This is a genomic window from Corynebacterium freneyi, assembly GCF_030408835.1.
Taxonomy (GTDB): domain Bacteria; phylum Actinomycetota; class Actinomycetes; order Mycobacteriales; family Mycobacteriaceae; genus Corynebacterium; species Corynebacterium freneyi.
This window is the reverse complement of record NZ_CP047357.1, coordinates 330,932-351,546: the sequence shown is the minus strand read 5'-3', so window position 1 is coordinate 351,546 and position 20,615 is coordinate 330,932. Positions and strand designations below refer to the sequence as shown.

Here is a 20,615-nt window from a genome sequence, read left to right as displayed (position 1 = left end):
TCTTCTCCTACCTGTGGTCATCGGAACGTCGACGGAGTTTGCCGAAAAGTTGGCCGTTTCCGGGCACGCCGTCCCGGTGCCTGCGGCCACCGTCGAACCCGTCGCCCGCCGGGATGTCGCGCGGGGTTCTTCCCCGCGTCGAGTGCCGTACCGCAAGGTCCCCGTCGAGCACGGCCTTGGCTTCCGCCACCAGCTTGCGGGCCTCCGGCGGCGGGTCGTCGCCGTTGAGTTCGCCGACGGCACCCGCGCGGAACCTTTCGCTGCGCCGCACCATGTCGACCGCCATGTCGAGCACGTCGCGCAGTTCGTCGTCACGCATGTCGTCGAGCAGCCACCACGGCAGATTCCGGGTGTCGGAATACCACTTGCGCAACAGGGATTCCGACAACGCCGACGCCAGCACGACGCGCCGGATCCGATCCATGTCCGGAAGTTCATCCCGCTGAGCGGTGAGCAGGACCTCACCGAGAGTGGACCAGGCCGGCGGTTTCGACCTCAGGCCGAACACGTGCCCAATCTTCTCGCCGAGCTCCGGTCCCGCGTAATTCTCGATCTCCGCGATCTGGCGGGGGTCGAAGTACCGGACGAAGGCGGGGACCAGTTCATGCCTCCGCGGCTGACGCGGTGTCCGGGCCGAGGCGTGTTCCTCGCCTCGTTGCCCCTCGTCCTGTCGATGCACCGGGGCCTGATCCGGCCGGATGGCCGCAGTCTGCGCATCGTCCGCTTCCCACCCGGGGTTGCGACCCCATGCCTCGGACTCACCGGTGGTGGTGCGGTTTCCCCGCTCGGTAACTGCCTTCTCCAGCTCCGGGCGCCAGGGGCCCTCGGCCAACAGCCGCCGCTCCGGCTCCGACATGCGGGACAGCTCCCGCTCCACCACCGGCGTCAAACCGGTGGCCCGGTCTCCCAGGGATTCCACCAGGGAGTTGAGCCCGAACACCGTCATCTCCGGCGACGGCATGGACGACGGCGCGGACCAATCCCCCGCCTGCCAATCGCCGGCACCCGAGGCATCGCCGAACACGTCGCCCGCGGGCCCGCCCACATCCGACATCGCGCCCAGCACCCACGCACCGATGAGGTCTCCCTCCCACACGGGAGCCTTGAACTCGTCTGGGGCGGTGCCGCGCATCGTGGCCAGGAAACGCTCCGCCACCTGCGGCACGCCCAACCACTCTGCCGCCGCCACGGGCAAGCCGATGCCTCCGGCGATCGCCTCATGCAACGCCCCATCCGTCGCCGTGATCTCCCGCAGCACGCTCACCAACGGATTGTCCGTCCCGATCGACGTGGCCAGCACGCTCTCATCGCCGCGGACGACCGCGGCTCCGAGCCCACGCCGCTCCAGGAACGCGAACGCTTCCTCCCGGCGGTCGGGATCGTCGAAAAGCCCGGCCGAAGCCAGCGTCGCGAGCACCGACAGCGACTCGGGCCCCGCCCCGTCGTCGGCGAGCAACTCATCGGCGAGGGCATCGGCGACGCCGACGGGAAACACCTCGTCCATGTTCTCCGGGGCATCCCCGGGCCGGGACAGCAGACCGAGCAACGGGTCCCGCGCAGCCGACCTCAACTCCTCGTTCGTCACCGCCACGGCGGCCAACTGCCAGGCGGGATCACCGCCGACGGCGACCGGCACCTCCCCCGAACGCAGCAAGTGGGAGAAATGCATGGCCTCGTCGGGCATCAGGAACATGAACGACAACAGCGTCGACCACTCCGACACCGTCAGCGGCGTCCCGCCGACCATCGTCGAGGCGCCGCCGTACACCCCCATCTCCGGAGTCTCCTCGGTGGAGACGACGATGACGTCGGGCACCTCGGCGGCCTCGGCCGCGTCCTCCAACGGAATGCACGCAAGCGACACGCCGCGAGACCGGGCGGTGCCCAGGGAACGGGCCCGCTCGAACGTCGACCACGAGAAATCGCGGGCGGTCGCGGGCGACTGCGCCTGGCACACCGCCGCAACCCACATCGCCGCATCCTCGGGAGGACACGCCACCGCCACGAGGCGACCGTCCGCGCACCCGTCGAGAATCGCGCCGAGCACGGCACGACGATCGACCTCGCAATCCGCGAAGATCCACGGCCACAGCTTGCCGGGAACCGCGAGCGGGCCGAGCGGCGGAACGCCCTCCGGCACGGTGGTCGAATTGACCTCCCTGGCACCGAACGGGAACCGGAGGGCCGGGGAAAACATCAGGTCGCTGGGCCACAGCACCGGGAATTCCCCGACGCCGCCACGGAACACGTGAACCTGCGTGAACACGTTGCCCGCCCGTCCCGTGGCGTCCTCGCCGGCCGGGGACGAAAACCAGAACACCCGATCATCGCCCGGCCACGGGGCGCGGGTCCACGCCATGCGCCGCTGCAACCCGCTGATGTCGTCGGCCGAAGGGTACTGGGGCACCGGCGTCGTCCCGTCTATGCGGGTCGGCACCTGCTCGGTGAGCTTGCGCACCTCTTCATCCGTCAGGCCCCGGCCACGTTGCCCGACGCCCCAACCGCCCCGTCCGCCGGGCACCGCGAACGACGCGTACGTCAGCAGCTCGACCGCGCTCATCGTGCGCCCCACATGCTCGGATGGACGAAGGGCATGGGGTTGCCGACATCGGTGACGATGCGCCGCGGACCATCGGGGTCGTGGCCGCCGCCGGGCATCCCGGAGTCCACGATGAACAGGCGGAACCACTGGCCCGGCCGCATGCGCATGATCTCCTCGGGAGGCAGGAACCAGGTCGCGCTCTCCGTCCGGTCGTTCTGGTCGGGCAGACGATCGGGCCGGATGAGCCGGGAGGGTTCGCCGAACGTCGTCGTCTGCCCCGGCAGGATCTGCGCCACGCGGCACTCCCCGGCGCCCTGCTCCATGGCGTCCTCCAGCGACAGCGGGAATCGGACCGGGTGATGCACGAGCGTGAAGGTCGGCGGGTTGCGGTCGTCGCCGCCCTCGCACCACAGCCGAAGGACGATGCCGCCATGCTCGTTGGACAGGCTGTACCGGTACTGGCGCAGCCCCCGGTACGCCAGCACGGTGGGGGTGGCGCTGGTTTCCCTGCCCGCGTACATGCTGCGCGGGGTCAGCAGGACGTTTTCGCCGTAGGAGTTGAGGTGGAGGCGGACTCCGCCATCGCGGCGGTACCGCTTTTCGTCGTACTCCGTGTGCGCCGTCCGGTCCTCGGGCGCCGTCGAACCGGTCGGAGCCGTTTCGATCTTCACCATGGACGCTCCGGCCGGCCATTCGAAGGTGACCAGCTGGCTGTCGGTGCGCTCTACCAGCTTCGCGTGCTCGATCGGCCGGACCCGCTGCAGCACTTCGGTGTCGCCGACGACGGCCATGTCGTCGACGATGGTCACCGGCGTGATGTGGACTTCGTCCCATTCGGCAGGCCACATCGGCTGGACGTCGATCTGTTCGCCTTCCGGGTTCTGCTCGTCGGCGACGACGCGGCCCTCGGCCAACGCCTGATCGCGCCCCAATGCCTCGACGGGCACGGCCTGGAACGACAGGCCCGGAGAAGGGGCGCTGGGGCTCAGGTAGATCTTCACCTGTCCCGCGGCCGGAGAGAAGAACGTGATGTGGATGCGCTCGTCGCCGCCGACGTTGACGCCCCGGGCCATTTCCAGGCTGACCTTCTCCAATTCCGCGGTGATGAAGATCTCGTGGACGTCGGGGCGGGTGCACACTTCCTTGGTTCCCCGGAACTCGACGGCGGGGGTGATGGCGAAGCGCATGCGGTCACCGCGGATGGGCGACTTGTGTTCGAACCCCTTCTTGGTCACGCCCTCGAACAGCTGATTGGCGGGCGAGTCCACGGGTTCCGGGGAGTCCGCCGGGCTCGCGAACACGCGAATCTCCGAATAGCCGTCGAGGAAATCCCACTTGCCCTCGACGACGCCCGCCGACACCGTGATGTCGACGCCGGGGACCGGGAGAACGCAGATGTCCTCGCCGACGAGCCGGGGCTGGGACCGCAGGGCGCTGCCGTGGTCCTCGCCGACGTTGACCCACACCTGGTAGTGGCGGAATGCGATGCGAGAGGGCACCGGCTCCTCGAAGCCGTGGCCCACCGTGCACAGCACGAGATCCCCGGCTTCCGGTGAGGGCGCCACGATCCGGTCCGAGGCGATCACGCGGTAGACGACGATGTCGCCGTCGTTCACCCAGGAGGGACGCTTCCACGTCACCTCGATCTTCGCGGCGTCTCCCCTGCCCCGGTGCCGCACCTTGATGCCTTCGGCGCCGACCTTCGAGGATTCTCCGAATTCGTACTGGTCGAAGACGGTGTTGTCCAGATCCAGGCGGTCACCCGGATTCATGACGGATTCCACTCCGGCGCCACCTTCGAGGTACCGCTCGAATCCCGCGACGAGCGGGTTGACCGTCACCTCCGGTTCCGCGGGCTCCTGCCGTTCCTCGGCCGTCGGAGCGGGACGGGCGTCTGCCGCGGGTGCCGCAGGAGCCCGGGACGCAGCGGAAGCCCCGGGAGCCCCGGGCGCGGCGGGTGCGGCCGGAGTCGATTCGGGCCCGGGGTGCACGGGGCCCGGCCCCGACGGCGCAGCCGACGCGGGGGCGCCGCCCGTCGGAGGAACCTGCGGTGGGGCGGATTCCCAGGCGGGGTTGGCCCCGGACGGGCGCGACTCGGACGGGGTGGACCAGGCGGGAGGCTTGTCCTGCATCCACCCCGAAGACGGCGCCGCCTGACCGGAGTCGTCCGGCTGGGTCGGTGCGGCGGCCGCCGCGGGGGCGTCCCCGGCTTCCCGACGCTTGTCTCCCACCAACCGCTCGTGGATCTCCGGCGCCAGCTTCTTGTGCTGCGCCGGCAGGATCCGCTCGATCGCCTGGACGGAGGGCTCGCCCATGCGGACGATCGCCCGGAGGATGTACTCGGGCACTTCCGAAATAGCACGGGACTTGTCGTCGTTCCCGGACTTTTCGCTCACTTGCTTCCTCCACTGTCGGCGTTCACCGGGCGACTGCCCCGCTCGCGCTCATCGAACTCGTTCATCACACGATGTCGTTGCCGAAGATCGACGGCAGCCGATGCTCGCCCGGGCCTCGATCCCCCTCCGGCGCCTTCGACGTCGCCGGGGCCTCCCCGGACGTGATCCAGTCGCCCTGCGCGGTCCTGCCGTACTGCACGACCGTGACGGACTTGGACAGCGTCTTCACGCCGTCGTTGGCCGACGACGGTTCGCGATGCACCGAACTGACCTCGGCATCGATCTCGGTGCCGCCCTGGTTGTGGCCCACGGCAGTCATGGCCGAACCGGAGAATCCGATGCTGGAGCCCGCGTCGAGGCCGTCGAAAAGCCGGTCGCCGGGAATCTCCCGTTCCCTGCCGTCCTCCCACATGCGCAGCGTGCGCACGAGATCGTCGGCGCCGCCGGACGACGACAGTCGCTCCAGGGCCTCCGCCCACGCTTCATCGGCCTCATGGCTGCGATCCAGCTCCGCGTCGACCGCCACCTGCGCGATGCGGTCGAGCGGCGATTTCGATCCGCGGCCCATGGCCCCGTACAGCTCGTAGTCGTCGGGGATCATGACCCCGCTGGCCTGGACCTCGACGCGTGCGGCGGCGATGAGGTTGTTCAGCGAATCCTGCGCCCACGAGGCCGGGAACACCCGGTCGCGCAGACGCTGGACGGCCTCCTGGGCCCGGCGATCGTCGATGACCGCCTCGGCGATGACCGTGGACCGGGGCAGCCCGGCGTGCGGGATCCGCAGCGGAGCGTCCGCGCCGATCGCGGACCCGAACGGGCTCGACAGCGCCCGACCGAGGATCGCGCTCCACGACTGGTGCTGAGAGTAGGAACGGGCGCACTTCTCGACGTCGCCGATCGCCATGGCCAGGTTCTCCGCGGCGATGCGCTCGTTTTCCGCGAGAAGGGCGCGCCTGGTGATCCGATCGAAGATGCCCCGCTGGGCCTTCGCGAACACGAGCATCTGTATGCCCAGGATGACCACCGTCACCAGCAGAAACACGAGCAGGCCCCAGTTCCACGCGAGGGACGGCTCCAGGACCGGGATCCGGACCCGGGGCTCGTAGTGCGCGAAGACCAGGTAGCCGACGCACAGGGACAGCACCGCCCACACGGCCATGAGGATCCGCAGGCGGCGCGCCAGCCGGCGGCTCGCCTCGCCATCGTCGGCGCCGAGCGCCTCGAGCTCCTCCTGGAATCCCCGCAGTTGCTCGCCGCAGCCGGCGGCACGCGAGCGGGCCTCTTCCAGGAATCCGGACAGCATGTCGCCGATGCGCCACGCGAAGCTGGTCGAATGGCGGCGACGCCACTCGTCGAAGCGGGCCTGCAGGTTGAGCACCGACCGGTCGGTGGTCTTGTTCGCGACGTAGTCCAGGGCGTTGGCGTAGGCCGCCGCCCCGTGCGGGTCGAACGGGGCGATGGTCGTGGCGCCGAGGGAATCTCCGAGCATGGACCGCAGCGTGGGGTGTTCGCCGTCGAATCGGTCGGCGGCATCGGGCACGGCCAGTCCGGGCCGCTCGACGACGACGCCGTTGCCGTAGTGATCGCGGGGCGCGGCAAGCAGATCCTGCTCGCGCTCGCCGCCGTCGACGAGGGTCAGGCAGGTGTTGGCGTAGGCGCGCCACATCCGGGTCAGCGTCGGCGGTTCACCGATGCGGATCTGGGCGTCGGCCCGGTCGAGCCGCTCGCGGAGGTGGCTGCTCGCCGCGCTCACCTCGTCGATGGATCCGCCGCGGCGCGCGCCGGAGTGCCGGCCGCAGACGACCTCGATGGCGGAATCCTGCCCGTACAGGGTGTTTTGCACCATGCGGGCGAAACCGCGCTGGACGGTCGCGGAGCCCGCGGCCAACCAGTCGCCGGGAGTGCCGATGACCGCCTTGAAGAAGAACGAGAAGAACCGCTTCAGCGTCTCCCAGGCCCCGACCTGCGACGCGGTGGCGTTCTGGTACGGCTGCATCTTGTTGAGCAGGAACGGCTCGGCGGCGCGGGAGAAGCCGGCGGTCATCTTGCCGGTGATTTCGGCGTCGTCGTCGGCGATGATGACGCGCCGGTTGCCTTCGCGCACGGGCTGGGGCACGCGCTCGGTGACGTCGAGGGTGCGGCGGCGGATGCCGGCCTCCATCTCGGTGGTGTCGATGCGGCGGTGGTAGACGCGCGTCAGTCGCACGACGCCGCCCTCGCCGGAGGCCATCGCGCCACGCGGGCCGTCGAGGACGGGGGTTGCGGTGGAGCCGGTCCACAGCCCGGTCAGTCCCGCCACGGCCGGCGCCGCGTAGCGGGCCAGCGCGTCGGGGCCGTCGGCGCGGTGCTGCGGGTCCTTCGCGTCGGAGGGCGAATCGGAGTCTTCGGGGGCCAGCACCAGGGTGGTCCAGCCGACCAGGCGCGCCGGTGCGGTTCGCGGCAGGGGCAGGCGGGGCAGCACCAGGTGGACGCGTTCGCTTGACGACGACAGGATCCCGTCGACGGCGTTCGTCCACCTCATTACGGCGTCGACGTCGATGGTCGATCCCCGGTCATCGGGTTCGTCGAGCGCGACGAGGAGAACACGGCGGCCACCGTCGACGCGCAGCGCATCGCTGATCCGCTGCATGCCGATGCTCACGCCGTCGGCCTCGTCGTGTTCGATGACCTCGATCTCGTTGCCCGACGACGCGGTGTCGATCCAATGGAAGCGGGTCACCAGCCCCAGGCTCGCCAGGTCCACGAGATTCGAGCGGATCGCGTTCGGGCCGGCGCCGTGGCCGAGGAAGATGATGAGGTCCCGCATCAGATCAGACCCCCGCCGAAGCCCTCCGGCCGCGACGTCAGAGTCGGGTCGTCGGCACCGGTGATCAGCGGCTGAGGCGACGCGACCGGCTCACGGCCCCAATTCTCGGCGACCACCGCGGCCTCCTCGAGACGCTTGAGCAGGTCCGCGGCCATGTAGTCGACGTCGTCGGCCAGGTCACGGTACAGCGGCATCTCGGCCGCGATGCGTCGATCCACCACGTACGACCAGGGGCGGTCGGTGGGACGGGCCCCGGGCAGCGCCGCCCGGCCGGTGGCCGACAGGAAGTTCGCCGCCTTCGCGCGGGCGGTCCGCAGCACCTCCTCCGCCTTGGCCTTGCGCTCGGCCAAAGTCGAACCGTGGGGCGAGGTGCCCGTGTCGCTCTGCGGGTCCTTGCCCGTGGCGAGCCACTCCGCCAGCACCTTGACCACGGAGTGATCCACCGCTCCGGTCGTGGGGCCTTCCGCACCGTCGTCGTAAAGCTCCCGGAGCAGGCGGTACGGACGAAGCGAATCGCCGATGCGACCACCCGGCGGCGCGGTCTGCACGTCCGCGTAGGCCAGGAGAACCGACTCGATGACCGCGGGCATCCAATCCTCGTTGCCACGGAACTTCGTCGGCGGCGTCAGCAGCTTCTGCGGGAACGGCACCCACTCTTCCTGCGCATCATCGAAGATGTGCGCCGCCGCCGACGCGGTGCCCAGACCCGAAATGTAGATCCGCCCCGTCAGCACGCCGATGTGCCACCCCGCGACCATCGCACGACGCTCATCGTCGGTCAGCGGCAGCGCCGCCGGCAGCGGGCGGGCGCGGCGCAGCTCCCAGAAGCTCTCCGAATTGCCGCCGCGGCCGTTCCAATCCTCCGCGATGTGCGGGAACAGCGACGAGAACACCACCGGCGAGTAGTTCGGGTACGACCCGAAGACGTCGATGCTGAACACCCGGTTATCCGTGGTGAACGCCGACTCGAAGGTCGTGACCGTCGCGTCGTCGCGGGTCGTGTCGTTCTGGATGATCTCCGACAGGCGGGAGCCGGCCTCCAGGCCGTCGAGCGGAATCTCCGAGAAGTTGAAGTGGTACTGCTCGCGGCCGACGCCGTAGACCCGGTTGAGCATCTCCGACGACACCGCGGCCAGAGGCCGGGCCTGGTGCAGAGCCTTGTAGAAGGCGTCGTGCAGGCGATTGAGCCGACCGTGGTACTCCGCGTCGTTCGAGGCGGCGTCCCGGGTCAGGTACGAACGCAGATCGACGCCGATGAAATCGCTGAACGGCTTCGCCGGCCGGGCGATCCACAGGCGCGTGCGCTCGATGAGGTCCGCCGGACGCAGGCGCGGGTCGAAGGACGCCGCACGCGAATCGCGCTTCTCGCCACGGCCGTACGGCGGGCGGGTCAGGTGCTTGGACACCCACCCCGCGCGGTTGCCGGGACCCGACTCCGGGCCGGTGGCCGGGCACAAGGTGTCGTTCGGCGCTTTGATGCCGCCCTGCGTATCCCATTCGCCCATGATGATCTCGCGGGTGGCCACGGACACGGCCTCGGGGAAGGTGCGCAGATCCGGAACCGTCGCGCGCATCGTGCCCAGCATGTGCGCCTCGTAGTCCGCCGGGAACTTGTCGGTCTCCGTGATCAGGATTTCGTTGGCGGAGCTGCGGAAACGATCGTCGATCTTTTCCTCGCCGTCGCGCGGCCACGCGACCGGGTCGGAGGTGGCGACGTCGGCCAGATTGAGGCTGACGTCCTTGCGCTGGTTGTCGTGGTCGAGGTCCTTGTGGACGCTGACGAGCGAGCGCTTCAGGCGCAGCAGAACCGAGCCGCGGAAATCGTCGAGCACCTCGGCGAGCAGGCCGGCCACCTGCACGATGTGGTACTGCGTCAGCTGCGTGGTGTAGCTGGCGGCGATGTTGTCGGCGATCTGCGCCGAGTTGTTCACCGTTCCGCGGCCGTTGAGCGGCTGCAGCAGGGTCTCCAACTGCGGCGACGGCGCCATCGGATCCATTCCGGCGGCCGACTGCGCGAAGCTCTTGATCATCGGGATCAGCGGCTCCTGGAGCATCTCCATGAGCCGGTCGACGATCTCCTCCACGAAGGGCACGCCGTACCGGGACAGATCCCCTTCGATCTCGGCGATGACGCGATCGGCGAAGAAGTCCGCGAATTCGTGGACCGCCGCGTAGGCGTTGGCGGACAACATCTCGTCGACGCCGCTGCGGCACTGCTCGAGGCGCCCGCGGACGAGGTCGGCCCATTCCCGCGACTTCATTCCGTCGCCGGCGGGCAGCGTCTGCCGGATGTTGCGGACCGCCTCGTTGGCGGCCGGCGCCGAGAAGCTTCCCCCGAACACGGATCCCAGCCACGGGTACACGTCTGCGGCGCGCAGCTGGCCGGCCATGGCACCCGGCAGGTGGCATGCGGCGAGGAAATCCGGCAACCGTTCGCGCAGGCGCTTGTCCAGCTGCTCCTTGCCGGTCGACGGGTCGTCGGGGCTCAGATGGCCCTCCAGCAGGCGCTCGAACGACGACCGGGCGAGCCGCTGCGCCGCGTACTCGGCGTACCGGTCGCGGCCCATGGACAGCTGCGCGTATCCCATCGAGCCCCACGGGATGTCGTTCCAGCTGACCTTGGTGGGCGATCCCCATCCGAGGATCGAACGGCTGCCCTCGATCGCGCCGGAGTTGCCCAGGGTGTACTGGGTGAACGAGCCGAGCGCCTTGCGCGACGTCATCAGCGCGGCCAGGGCGCGGCCGAGACCGCGGTAGATGGCGGCGGGCGAACCGTCGCCGAACTTCGAACGGTTGCCGCCCATGCGCGCGCCGATCGGGAACAGGCGGGCGAAGGAGGCGTTCTTCGGGGTGACCGACAGACCCATCGCCTTGAAGATCGCCCGATCGTGGGCGACCGCGGCGCCGGTCTGCGCGGCGACGGCCTCGCCGAACATGGCCAGCGAGTTCGGCCACATGCCGCGACGGTCGTCTTCGGAAAGCGACTCGAAGACTTCGGGGCTCATCATGAAGATCGCGGTGCGCGACGGCATGTTGCCGGGCAGCGTCGAGATCAGGCGGGCGACGTCGAACACCATCGACGCACCGGAACCGCCCGCCATGGAACCGATGACCAGGGCGATCGGCTCGCTGTCGGTGACGTCGGAACGCCGACCGGTGATCTTGTAATTGAGCTCGTTGAGCTCGGCGTTGGTCTCCATCCGGTTCAGGCGGTCCATCGCCGAACGCAGCCCGTCGTGGATCTTCTCCAGGTTCTGGATGGTGAGCATGCGGCCGAGCGCGCGGCGCTGGCCGGCGCCTCGGTCGATGGGGAGGTTGAGGTTCTCCGGTTCCCGCGTCGCCCACGTGGCGATCTCGCCGAGCGAACCGGTGCGGGCGAGCTGCTGGGAAAGCCCCTGCTCGAACTGGTTGTAATGGAGGCTGTTGCCCACGCTGACGTACTGACCGCCCGCCTGCGGGACGTTGGCCAACCCGGCCGGGCCGGGCTCGGCCGTCAACGGCGCATCGACGCTGACGAACTGCCACGCGGCGGGCAGCTCCGTGCGCTCGGGATCGACCTGGCGCAGGTAGGCCTTCAGCTGGTCGATGATGTAGGCCTGCGTTACGGCGCCGGAGCCTCCGCATCCGACAACGAGAAATTTCTCCACGATCGAGTCTCTTTCCGGGGTGTATCGGGGTTAGTCGTCAGTTCTTCGATTATCGGTCGAGATCGCCCGGGGGGTTCCCGGCACCGTCGTCCGGCACCCCCCATTCGGCGCGGCCGCTTCCTGAGCCGGAGTCGGGGCCCTGGCCAAAGCCTCCCTGGTTCGGCCATCCGAATCCGGAGCCGCGGTTCGCACCGAAGCCGGAGCTCCCGTCGAATCCGGAGCTGGAGCCGGGGTTCGCACCGAAGCCGGAGTCCCCGCCGGCGCCGAAGCCGGAGCCGGGGTTGCCACCGAAGCCGGAGCCTCCGCCGGTGCCGAAGCCGGAGCCGGCGTTGCCGCCGAAGCCCGAGCCCCCGCCCGAACCGAAACCGGAGCCCTGGCCGAAGCCGGAATCCCGGTTCGCGTCCGGGGTCGATCCCGGGCCGGCGCCGAATCCGGAATTCGAACCGAATCCGGACCCCGCGGACCCGCCGCCGAAGGAATCTCCCGAACCGAAGTCGGAGGGGAAGTCGTTCTGCGGGGACGGCTGCGGCTGCGGCGACTGATTCCGCCCGTCACCGGCGCCCGCCGCGCGACGTCCGCGCTTGCCCTTGGCCCGCTTCGATTCCTTGTCGGTCGTCGGCGACTCTGCGGGACCGCCGTCGGCGGACCCCTCCGTGCTCATGGTTTCCCTCAGCCGGCCGAGCCGGTCGGCGCCATTGCGACGAATGTCGTCGACGATGGCGGCGAGCCGCTCGCGGGTGATGCCCTCGTCGGCGGCCACGATGAGCGACGCCCGAATCGGCGCGTCCTTGCCCGGGGCACCCGGCATCTGTCCCAGCTGCCCCATCGGGTCCTGCATTCCCGTCGACGGTGCCGGAGTCTGCGCGATCGCGAACCAGCGGTCGTGGACCGCCAGCGGCAGCTGCGCGGAGCCACCCGAACGCTCGCCCGCATCGGAAATCGAGTTGGGGCTTTCGGCCACGGCCTTCGGAGGTTCGAAGGGGTTCAGGCCGGTCTTCACGACGACCTGCTCCCCCGCCAGCGTCACGGAGCGGCCGCTCGACGTGACGCGGGGTGCGGCGATGACCTCCTCGTAGGTCAGGTCGAATTCACCGCCCTTGTCCGTGCGCACCACGGTCGTGCCGTCGAGGGTGACGGGGACGCGGACCGCATGAATGCCGGGGCTCGACGGGATCCGTCCGGTGAGGTACTTCATCAGGTACAGGACGCCCAGCGGAATGAGCAGCGCCAGCAGGAGCGCGAGGACCAGGGCGACGCCGAAGGTCGCCTTGTCGATGGGGGCGGTGAGAGCGCCCTCCACGCGGACGTCGACGGTGTCCTGCTGTCCCGATTCCGCGTCGACCGCCGTAACCGGAATCCACGCGTCGGCGATGGCCCGGTCGATGGCGGTGCCCGTGGTGGCGGTCAGGACGATTTCCCCGGTTTCGCCGCGCTCGAGCTCCAGCGGGTTCGACTCGTCGTGATCGGCCGTGTACTCGACGGTGGCGTCGCCGACGGTGAAGGAACCCGGGTCGACCCACACGGTGCCCGGACCGGCGACCTGCATGGTCGCGGTGCCGTCGGTGCCGTGCACGTCCAGGTTCACCGAACCGGGCAGCTTGGGCATGGTCGCGGGTGCGACGGAAATGTCCTTGGAGAAGTGCAGGGGCTTGAGCTGCGTTCCCGGCCGGCCCTCGTCGCCGGCGGTGGTGACCGCCAGCTCCATCCGCAGGTTGCCGGCGACCGCGCCGTTGACCTTGTCCAGCGGAACGTCCAAGGATCCGGACCGGATGTCCTCGTTGTCGACGAGGGTGATGGGGGCGTCGCCGTTGGACGGCTCGATGCGGGCGGTGAACCGAGCGTCGCCGTCGAACCGGCGCTGGTCGCCGTCGGGCCCCACGATGGAGACGCCGATGACGTCGTCGTCGGACTTGGCCAGGGGCACGTTGGGCTGGGAATCGGCGACCACGATGCTCAGCCCCGGGATGATGTCCAACTTGAACTCGTAGCCGGCGTCGTCGGACTGTCCGCCCTCGACCCGGTAGCCGAAGGTCCAGTTGCCGGCCCATTCGTCGCCGCCGCGCTCCATGTCCACCTTCACGGAGCCCTTCGCGTCTTCGTTGCCCTCGGTGACGGTGATCGGGTTGCCGGCGATGTCGGACACGTCCCCGGTCAGGTCGATGGGTTCTCCGCCCGGCGGGGTCAGCACCGGAATGAGGGCACCGATGTCGTCGAGGCCGGGGCCGGTGGGCGTGACGCTGAGCTGCACCGGGGTCACGGAATCGTCGAGCGTGAACTCGACCGACTCGTCGATGTCGCGGGATTCGTCGTAGCCCAGGCCCAACGAGGGGGCCATCCTTTCGAACGCGGCGGTCAGCGCGGACGCGTCGGCGGCGGGGATGTACGCGCCGTTGGGGGCGAGGGCGGAGCAGTCGGTGCCCTCGGAGATCCGGCGCAGGTGCTCAGCGGGGTCGTCGTCGCCGTTGGACAGTCCGATGGTGAAGACCTGGATTCCGCTCGCGCGCAGCCGTCCGACGGGACCGTCGGCGTGGCACACCTGGTCCATGATGGCCGAGTCGTCCGCGGTGCCCTCGGCGGTCGGCTTGCCGTCGCTGAAGAACAAAACCGTGCGGCACGGGCTTTCGCTGTCCCGGAATGCCGCGGCCGCGCCGGTCAGGCCGGCGGAGTAATCGGTCCAGTTCTCGTTGGCGCGGTCGGCGAAGGCCTCGATGTCGTCGTCGACGTTGGTGCCGTCATCGTCGGACTCGAGGGCCGTCCAGTCCGTGGCCGCGTTGTAGTCTCCGCCGAAACCGGCGAGACGGACGTTGATGTCGCTGCCGGTGGCATCGGCGTAGTCGGCCATCTTCTTCACGAAGGCCTGGGCGGCGTCGACGCGCTTGGCGTCGGGGTCCGTGGCGGTGATGGCGTCGGTGCCGGCAAGCGAGCCGGATTCGTCCATGACCAGGAGGATGTCACCGGACTTCGAGCCGGCGATGCAGCCGGCGAACTCGCTGAGGGCGCGATCGCCGCCGCCTTGTCCGGAACCGAGCCCCTGCGCGAGCGCGCCGGCGGAACCGGCGACCATGGCCAGCGCCGCGACGCCGACGGCGCCGATGACGCGGCGGCCGGTGAATCGGCGGGCGATGCGGCCCGCCATCGTGGTTGCGTTGTCGAGCATCAGGCCACTCCCAGCTTCGACGCCCAGAGGGCGATTTCGATCGCGGTGACGATCACGGCCACCAGGCCGATGCCCGCCGCCGCGCGGTACAGGGCGATTTGTCCGGCGTTGCCGATGTACGGTCCGGACGCCTGCCGTTTCGTGTCCTCCGTGAGGTGCACGCCCAGCAAGATGAACGTGACGATCCCGGCCAACGCCCAACCGCCGAACGCGAGCGCGGAATAAGCGCCGTCGGTCGGCTCGGCGGTGAAGAACGCGACGATGCCGAGGACCAGGCCGATCACCGCGGTCACGGTCGCCGCGATGACCCACGGCCACGGGCCGGACCGGTAGGTGGTCGCGGCCCCGTCGGCGGGACCTGCGCCGGAGGGGTCGAAGCCCGCTCCCCCGGACGCGCCGCCGGTGCCGAAACCGCCCCCGCCGGAACCGAATCCATCGCCGCCGCCGAAGCTCGAACCGGATTCCGAGCCGAAGCCCCCGCCGCCGCCACCCGAAGGTGCGGTGCCGAAGCCCCCGCCGCCACCGCCGGAAGGCGCCGCGCCGAAACCGGAGCCACCCCCGCCGGGGGTCGCACCGAAACCGGAGCCACCCCCGCCGGGGGTGCCGAATCCTCCTCCCGAGCCGGAGGGTGGGCCACCGAATCCGGGATTCGACGCTCCGCCGAACCCACCTGACCGGGGCGTTTCCGAATTCCCGAAGGGTGTGCCCACTGTTCCACTGCTCCTATTGACGCACGAATGTCAGTTGTTCTCTGGACTATGTAAGGCCTCAATATCTTCGGCCGCAACTCTTTCCCCCGACTTTTCCGATGCGGCAAGCCCCCGGTTTGTTCCGGCCGATTCCCGGCCGCCACCCCCGTTTCACCCCCTCCCCACGGGGCCCGCGGCGAGCCGATCGTCGCGCCGCCCCTCGAATTTCATCGGGTACGCTCGACCGTCACAACCGAATAATCCCCACGGGAGCGCCCACCGAACCGGCGCTGAGAGGGCATCGGGAATGCGGATGCCGACCGTTCGAACCTGTCCGGGTAATGCCGGCGTAGGAAAGGATCGCGATGGCGAAAAACGCCACCAGCCCCATGGACGAGGCGCGGGACCAGGTCACCACCGGCCCGATCTATCGCTCCGAGAAGATTTACGACGACGTCGTGTTCGACGGTTCGCCGTTCGGTTCCGAAGATGTCGTCCTCCGCATTCCGGCCCGCCGGATCAACCTCACCGACGGCACGCATTTCGACGCCTACGACACGTCGGGCCCGTACACCGAGACCGACGCCGATCCGGATCTGCACGGCGGTCTGCCGAAGACCCGGGACTCGTGGCCGACTCCGCCTCCCGCGCCGGCGTCGTCGGAAAGCCCCGAACTGAAGGCGTCGACGCAGCTGGCGTGGGCCCGCGCGGGGATCGTCACCCCGGAGATGGCGTTCATCGCCGCCCGCGAGGACGTCGACCCCGAGCTGGTGCGCTCCGAGGTCGCGGCGGGCCGCGCGGTGATCTGCGCCAACAAGAATCACCCGGAGCTGGAGCCGATGATCATCGGCAAGAAGTTCGCGGTGAAGGTCAACGCGAACATCGGCAACTCGGTGGTCACGTCGTCGATCGCGGAGGAGGTCGAGAAGATGGTGTGGGCGACCCGCTGGGGCGCCGACACGATCATGGACCTGTCGACGGGCGCCGACATCCACGAGACCCGCGAGTGGATCCTGCGCAACTCCCCCGTGCCGGTGGGCACGGTGCCGATTTACCAGGCGTTGGAGAAGGTCAAGGGCGATCCGGCGAAGCTGACCTGGGAGATCTACCGCGACACGGTGATCGAGCAGGCGGAGCAGGGCGTCGACTACATGACCGTCCACGCCGGCGTGCTGCTGCGGTACGTTCCGCTGGCCGCCAACCGCGTCACGGGCATCGTGTCGCGCGGCGGGTCGATCATGGCGGCGTGGTGCCTGGCGCATCACCGCGAGTCGTTCCTGTACGAGAACTTCGCCGAGTTGTGCGACATTTTCGCGAAGTACGACATCACGTTCTCGCTTGGCGACGGCCTGCGCCCCGGTTCCATCGCCGATGCCAATGACGAGGCCCAGTTCGCGGAGCTGCGGACCCTCGGCGAGCTGACGAAGATCGCCAAGGCTCGGGGCGTGCAGGTGATGATCGAGGGACCGGGCCACGTGCCCATGCACAAGATCGCCGAGAACGTCCGGCTCGAGGAGGAGCTGTGCGAAGAGGCCCCGTTCTACACGCTGGGCCCCCTGGCCACGGACATCGCGCCGGGGTACGACCACATCACCTCCGCCATCGGCGCGGCGATGATCGCCCAGGCCGGCACGGCCATGCTCTGCTACGTCACCCCGAAGGAGCACCTGGGCCTGCCCAACCGCGACGACGTCAAGGTCGGTGTCATCACCTACAAGATCGCCGCGCACTCCGCGGACCTGGCCAAGGGATTGCCGCGCGCCCAGGAGCGCGACGACGCCCTGTCGAAGGCGCGTTTCGAGTTCCGTTGGCATGACCAGTTCGCGTTGGCCCTCGATCCGGACACCGCGTTGGAGTACCACGACGAGACGCTGCCTGCGGAGCCCGCGAAGACGGCGCACTTCTGCTCGATGTGCGGGCCGAAGTTCTGCTCGATGCGAATTTCGCAGGACGTCCGCGACTACGCCAAGGAGCACGGACTGGAGACGGTCGAGGCGATCGAGGCCGGCATGGCCGCGAAGGCCGAGGAGTTCGAGGCGGCCGGCGGTCGCGTCTACCTGCCCCTGACGTCGGAGTAGGCGAACGGCGGGGCGCCGGCGACGCCGAAATCCTCAGCGGCGGAAGCCATCACGGCTTCCGCCGCTTCTTCGTGCCGATGGGACGCACATCACCCCGGAGAACCGTGTTTGTTAACCTGCCGTTCAACTATTTGCCGTCATTGGTATACCTTGTCGCGCGATACTCTCGGCCACGTGTGCCCGGGCACGACCAGGGCGACGCACGGACCCGCACGCTTTCCCCCGAAACCACCGGGGACACCCGCGAGACCAGGAATAGAGAAACGATGACGACTTCCCGACACCCGGGCGACGACGCCCAGGTTCCGGCCGACGACACCCTTTCCGCAGGCGCCACCGCGACGATGACCGCCGATCACGGCGAGGACGTCGCCGCCAGCGAGGTCCCCGAGGGGCTGCAGCGCTTGCCGAAGTGGGTTCTTACGCTACTTGCCATCGGCACCTTGTACATGCTGATCGTCGCCATCGGCGTCATCGGCGACGGATTCAAGGGCCTGGGCAAGGACGCCGCCGAGGGACTGTTCGACTTCGCCACCAATCCGTTCATCGCGCTGTTCGTCGGCGTGCTGGCCACCGCGATCATCCAGTCGTCGTCGACCACGACGACGCTGGTGGTCACCGCCGTCGGCGCGGGTGCGTTGCCCCTCGAGGTCGCGGTGCCCATGATCATGGGCGCCAACATCGGCACCTCGGTGACGAACACGCTCGCCTCCTTCGGCCACGCCGGCCACAAGGACGAGTTCCGACGCGCCTTCGCCGCTTCGACGGTCCACGACTTCTTCAACCTCTTCGCGGTGATCGTCCTGCTGCCGCTGGAGATCTTCTTCCACCCGATCCAGAAGAGCGCCTCCTGGGTTTCCGACCAGCTCTTCGGCACCGTTCTGCCGGACCCTGGCCAGGCGGATCTCGTCGGCACGTTGACGGACCCGGTCGTCGACGTCATCGGGCTCGACGGCCTGACCGGCATGCTGCCGGGATCCGACGTCATCGCCGGCACCGTGACCATCCTGCTCGGCGTGGCCATGATCTTCTTCGCCGTCTCCTGGCTGGGCAAGATCCTGCAGCTGATCATGGTCGGCAAGGCCAAGACCATCCTGGAGAAGTCCGTCGGCGGCCACCCCCTCACCGCCATGGGCGCGGGCCTGGCGGTCACCGTCGCCGTCCAGTCGTCGTCGGTCACCACGTCGGTGATGGTTCCCTTCGCCGGCTCCGGCGCCCTGACCACGCGCCAGATCTACCCGCTGACGCTGGGCGCGAACGTCGGCACCACCGTCACCGCGCTCATCGCCGCGATGGCCGTCACCGGCGACGGCGCGAAGCTGGCCCTGACCATCGCCCTGGTCCACACTCTGTTCAACATCTTCGGCATCCTCATCATCTACGGGCTGCCGTTCCTGCGCAGCCTCCCCCTGATCGGCGCCGAGACGCTGGCCCGGGTCGCGGCCGAGCGCAAGATCCTGGCGGTCGCCTGGGTGCTGACGGTCTTCATCATCATCCCGGCCCTGACCATCCTCATCAAGGTCCTGTTCACCTAATTCCGCCGACCACGCATCAGGAGCACACCATGACGAACGCCCCCATCCGGAACGAGGAACACCCCGACATCGACACCGCGTCGATCGACGAGCTGGAGAAGATGCTCGCGGACGCCGAAAGCAGCATCCACGCCATCCGCGCCGAGCTCGCCGAGCGCCGCGCCGAGCAGCGCCACGAGCTGATTCAGGCGCTGCCGGACGACATCTCGACGTTCGAGGGCAGCTGGCGCAGCATCATCAAGATTCTTCGCGACGTCATCCGCGAAGAGCGCGAGACGCAGAAGGCCCTCAAGGCCGACCGGTAGCGCGGCGATCCTCCGCCCGCCGCACCATTCGGCGGGCGGGCACATCCCCGCCGGGGGACCGAAACCCGAGCAATGCAACGCCCATCCGCGACACGCGGATGGGCGTTTACTGCGAATTAACCTTGCGTTTACCTTTTGGTCGGTGTAACTTTGACGGCTAACCCGGATAACCGGGTGTGACCGCCATCGCATGCCGCGATCGCATGCGCTATCTGAAACCAAGAGGTGACCGCCATGTTCGACGTCTACTACAACAATTCCGAGCCGTCCGGCGCCTCGCCGACCGATCTCACCGACGAGCAGCGCCACGCCCTGTTCGTCGCCCAGCTCCAGGTGCTCCCCGACGATTGGTCGCGGGCAAAGTGCTCCTGGTGGGAATTCGGCCGTACGCTGCGCGCCGAGTTCTCCGAACGCGCCGAGCTGCGCGCCGCCTGACGCCGCTGGGCCGGGAACTCCCCGGCCCAGCGCCGCGCGATCCGGCCCGCCCCGCTCTCCGCACTCCGGAGCCCAACTCCGGGACATTCCCGCCCCGCCCGAGCCCTACTCCGGATTCTTCCCTCCCCGCTCGCCCCGCAAATCCGCCGAGTCGAACCTACACTGGCGACATGGATGCGAACGGCACCGACGACACCCGCGCAGACGACGACCCGCGTGACGACGACGCCACCGGCATGGAGCACACCGCGACTCCGCACGCCGCCCACGACGGCGCCGTACCCCCGCTGCGGGCCACCGACGACGAACGACGTCGAGTCGCCGATGAACTTTCCGAAGCGCTCGGCCGCGGCCAGATCGACGTCACGGAATTCGACGAACGCACCAGCCGCGTCTGGGCGGCCCGCACCCGCGACGAACTCACCGGCCCACTGACCGACCTCGTCGCCGATCCCCGCGCCATCATCGACGGCACCACCGATTCCGCATCGGCCGGCGCCGTCTCCCCGTACCGCCCCGCGGCCGCTCCCGCCCGTGGGCCATTCCACGACGTCGCCGGGCCGTCGTCACGCGACCTCGCCGCAGTGTCCAAGCAGCACGTCACCGGCGAAAAGGGCGGCTCCGCCTTCAGTGCCGCGGTCATGTTCGGCGCGGACCGCAACGGAGACTGGCTCTGCCCTCCCACCCACGTCTCCATGGCCGTGATGGGCGGCATCGACATCGACCTGCGCCGCGCCCGCTTCGAATCCCGGCACACGGAAATCGTGGCCGTCGCCATCATGGGCGGCATCGACGTCATCGTCCCCGAAGACATGCGGGTCAGCGTCGAGGGAACCGGCATCATGGGCGGTTTCGACAGCTCCCGCTCCCGCGACGTCGTCATCGCCGGCCACGATCTGCCACCCGACGCGCCGAGCGTCCGGATCACCGGCGTCGCCATCATGGGCGGCGTCGAGGTGCGCCGCGTCCCCCGCCGGGGCGGACTCGAACTCGAGTAAGCGACGGGCGCTGCGCTTACGCCGGCC

General features: G+C 69.3%; 11 protein-coding genes and 1 riboswitch. Of the genes, 5 read left to right on the top strand and 6 right to left on the bottom strand.

Annotated elements, in window-relative coordinates; all coding sequences use genetic code 11:
• Positions 1 to 7: 7 nt before the first annotated feature.
• From CFREN_RS01540 to CFREN_RS01515, 6 genes are all read right to left on the bottom strand, one after another.
• Positions 8 to 2,560 carry a GAP1-N2 domain-containing protein gene (locus tag CFREN_RS01540; protein WP_209654244.1) on the bottom strand — a complete coding sequence of 851 codons (2,553 nt, stop codon included), beginning with the start codon at positions 2,558 to 2,560 and terminating at the stop codon, positions 8 to 10.
• Entirely contained in the window at positions 2,557 to 4,938 is a 2,382-nt protein-coding gene (locus CFREN_RS01535) for a SaeA-related protein (protein ID WP_209654245.1), read from the bottom strand. Before CFREN_RS01535 ends, CFREN_RS01540 begins: the two co-directional genes overlap by 4 nt.
• A gap of 64 nt (positions 4,939 to 5,002) precedes the next feature.
• A complete protein-coding gene (locus CFREN_RS01530) occupies positions 5,003 to 7,744 on the bottom strand; it encodes a hypothetical protein (protein WP_209654246.1) in 2,742 nt (913 codons plus the stop codon).
• Entirely contained in the window at positions 7,744 to 11,391 is a 3,648-nt protein-coding gene (locus tag CFREN_RS01525) for a tubulin-like doman-containing protein (protein ID WP_209654247.1), read from the bottom strand. The genes CFREN_RS01530 and CFREN_RS01525 overlap by 1 nt, the downstream gene beginning before the upstream one ends.
• Positions 11,392 to 11,440: 49 nt before the next feature.
• Positions 11,441 to 14,548, bottom strand: coding sequence for a vWA domain-containing protein (locus CFREN_RS01520; protein ID WP_209654248.1), 3,108 nt, complete (start codon positions 14,546 to 14,548; stop codon positions 11,441 to 11,443).
• A complete protein-coding gene (locus CFREN_RS01515; RefSeq protein WP_070523261.1) occupies positions 14,548 to 15,258 on the bottom strand; it encodes a hypothetical protein in 711 nt (236 codons plus the stop codon). Before CFREN_RS01515 ends, CFREN_RS01520 begins: the two co-directional genes overlap by 1 nt.
• Before the next feature lie 235 nt (positions 15,259 to 15,493).
• A riboswitch (TPP riboswitch) is annotated at positions 15,494 to 15,610 on the top strand.
• On the opposite strand from CFREN_RS01515, the gene thiC reads away from it, so the two are divergent.
• The 5 genes from thiC to CFREN_RS01490 all read left to right on the top strand — a co-directional run bounded on the left by thiC (position 15,603) and on the right by CFREN_RS01490 (position 20,588).
• A complete protein-coding gene (thiC, locus tag CFREN_RS01510; protein WP_083291643.1) occupies positions 15,603 to 17,315 on the top strand; it encodes a phosphomethylpyrimidine synthase ThiC in 1,713 nt (570 codons plus the stop codon). Its footprint overlaps the riboswitch before it by 8 nt.
• A 266-nt stretch (positions 17,316 to 17,581) precedes the next feature.
• Positions 17,582 to 18,850 (top strand): Na/Pi symporter, encoded by a 1,269-nt coding sequence (locus tag CFREN_RS01505; protein ID WP_209654249.1) that lies wholly within the window; start codon positions 17,582 to 17,584, stop codon positions 18,848 to 18,850.
• A 29-nt stretch (positions 18,851 to 18,879) separates the two neighbouring features.
• Positions 18,880 to 19,155, top strand: a complete 276-nt coding sequence (locus tag CFREN_RS01500) for a hypothetical protein (protein WP_070523263.1) — start codon at positions 18,880 to 18,882, stop codon at positions 19,153 to 19,155.
• Positions 19,156 to 19,389: 234 nt separating this feature from the next.
• Entirely contained in the window at positions 19,390 to 19,590 is a 201-nt protein-coding gene (locus CFREN_RS01495) for a hypothetical protein (protein ID WP_141743080.1), read from the top strand.
• Between the two features lie 170 nt (positions 19,591 to 19,760).
• A complete protein-coding gene (locus tag CFREN_RS01490) occupies positions 19,761 to 20,588 on the top strand; it encodes a DUF1707 SHOCT-like domain-containing protein (RefSeq protein ID WP_239252665.1) in 828 nt (275 codons plus the stop codon).
• Positions 20,589 to 20,615 lie beyond the last annotated feature (27 nt).

Bases quoted from the DNA above. Each gene is read 5' to 3' on its own strand.
- CFREN_RS01500 (WP_070523263.1), top strand. From the start codon at position 18,880: ATGACGAACGCCCCCATCCGGAACGAGGAACACCCCGACATCGACACC.
- CFREN_RS01495 (WP_141743080.1), top strand. From the start codon at position 19,390: ATGTTCGACGTCTACTACAACAATTCCGAGCCGTCCGGCGCCTCGCCG.
- thiC (WP_083291643.1), top strand. From the start codon at position 15,603: ATGGCGAAAAACGCCACCAGCCCCATGGACGAGGCGCGGGACCAGGTC.
- CFREN_RS01505 (WP_209654249.1), top strand. From the start codon at position 17,582: ATGACGACTTCCCGACACCCGGGCGACGACGCCCAGGTTCCGGCCGAC.
- CFREN_RS01540 (WP_209654244.1), bottom strand. From the start codon at position 2,560: ATGAGCGCGGTCGAGCTGCTGACGTACGCGTCGTTCGCGGTGCCCGGC.
- CFREN_RS01530 (WP_209654246.1), bottom strand. From the start codon at position 7,744: ATGCGGGACCTCATCATCTTCCTCGGCCACGGCGCCGGCCCGAACGCG.
- CFREN_RS01490 (WP_239252665.1), top strand. From the start codon at position 19,761: ATGGATGCGAACGGCACCGACGACACCCGCGCAGACGACGACCCGCGT.
- CFREN_RS01520 (WP_209654248.1), bottom strand. From the start codon at position 14,548: ATGCTCGACAACGCAACCACGATGGCGGGCCGCATCGCCCGCCGATTC.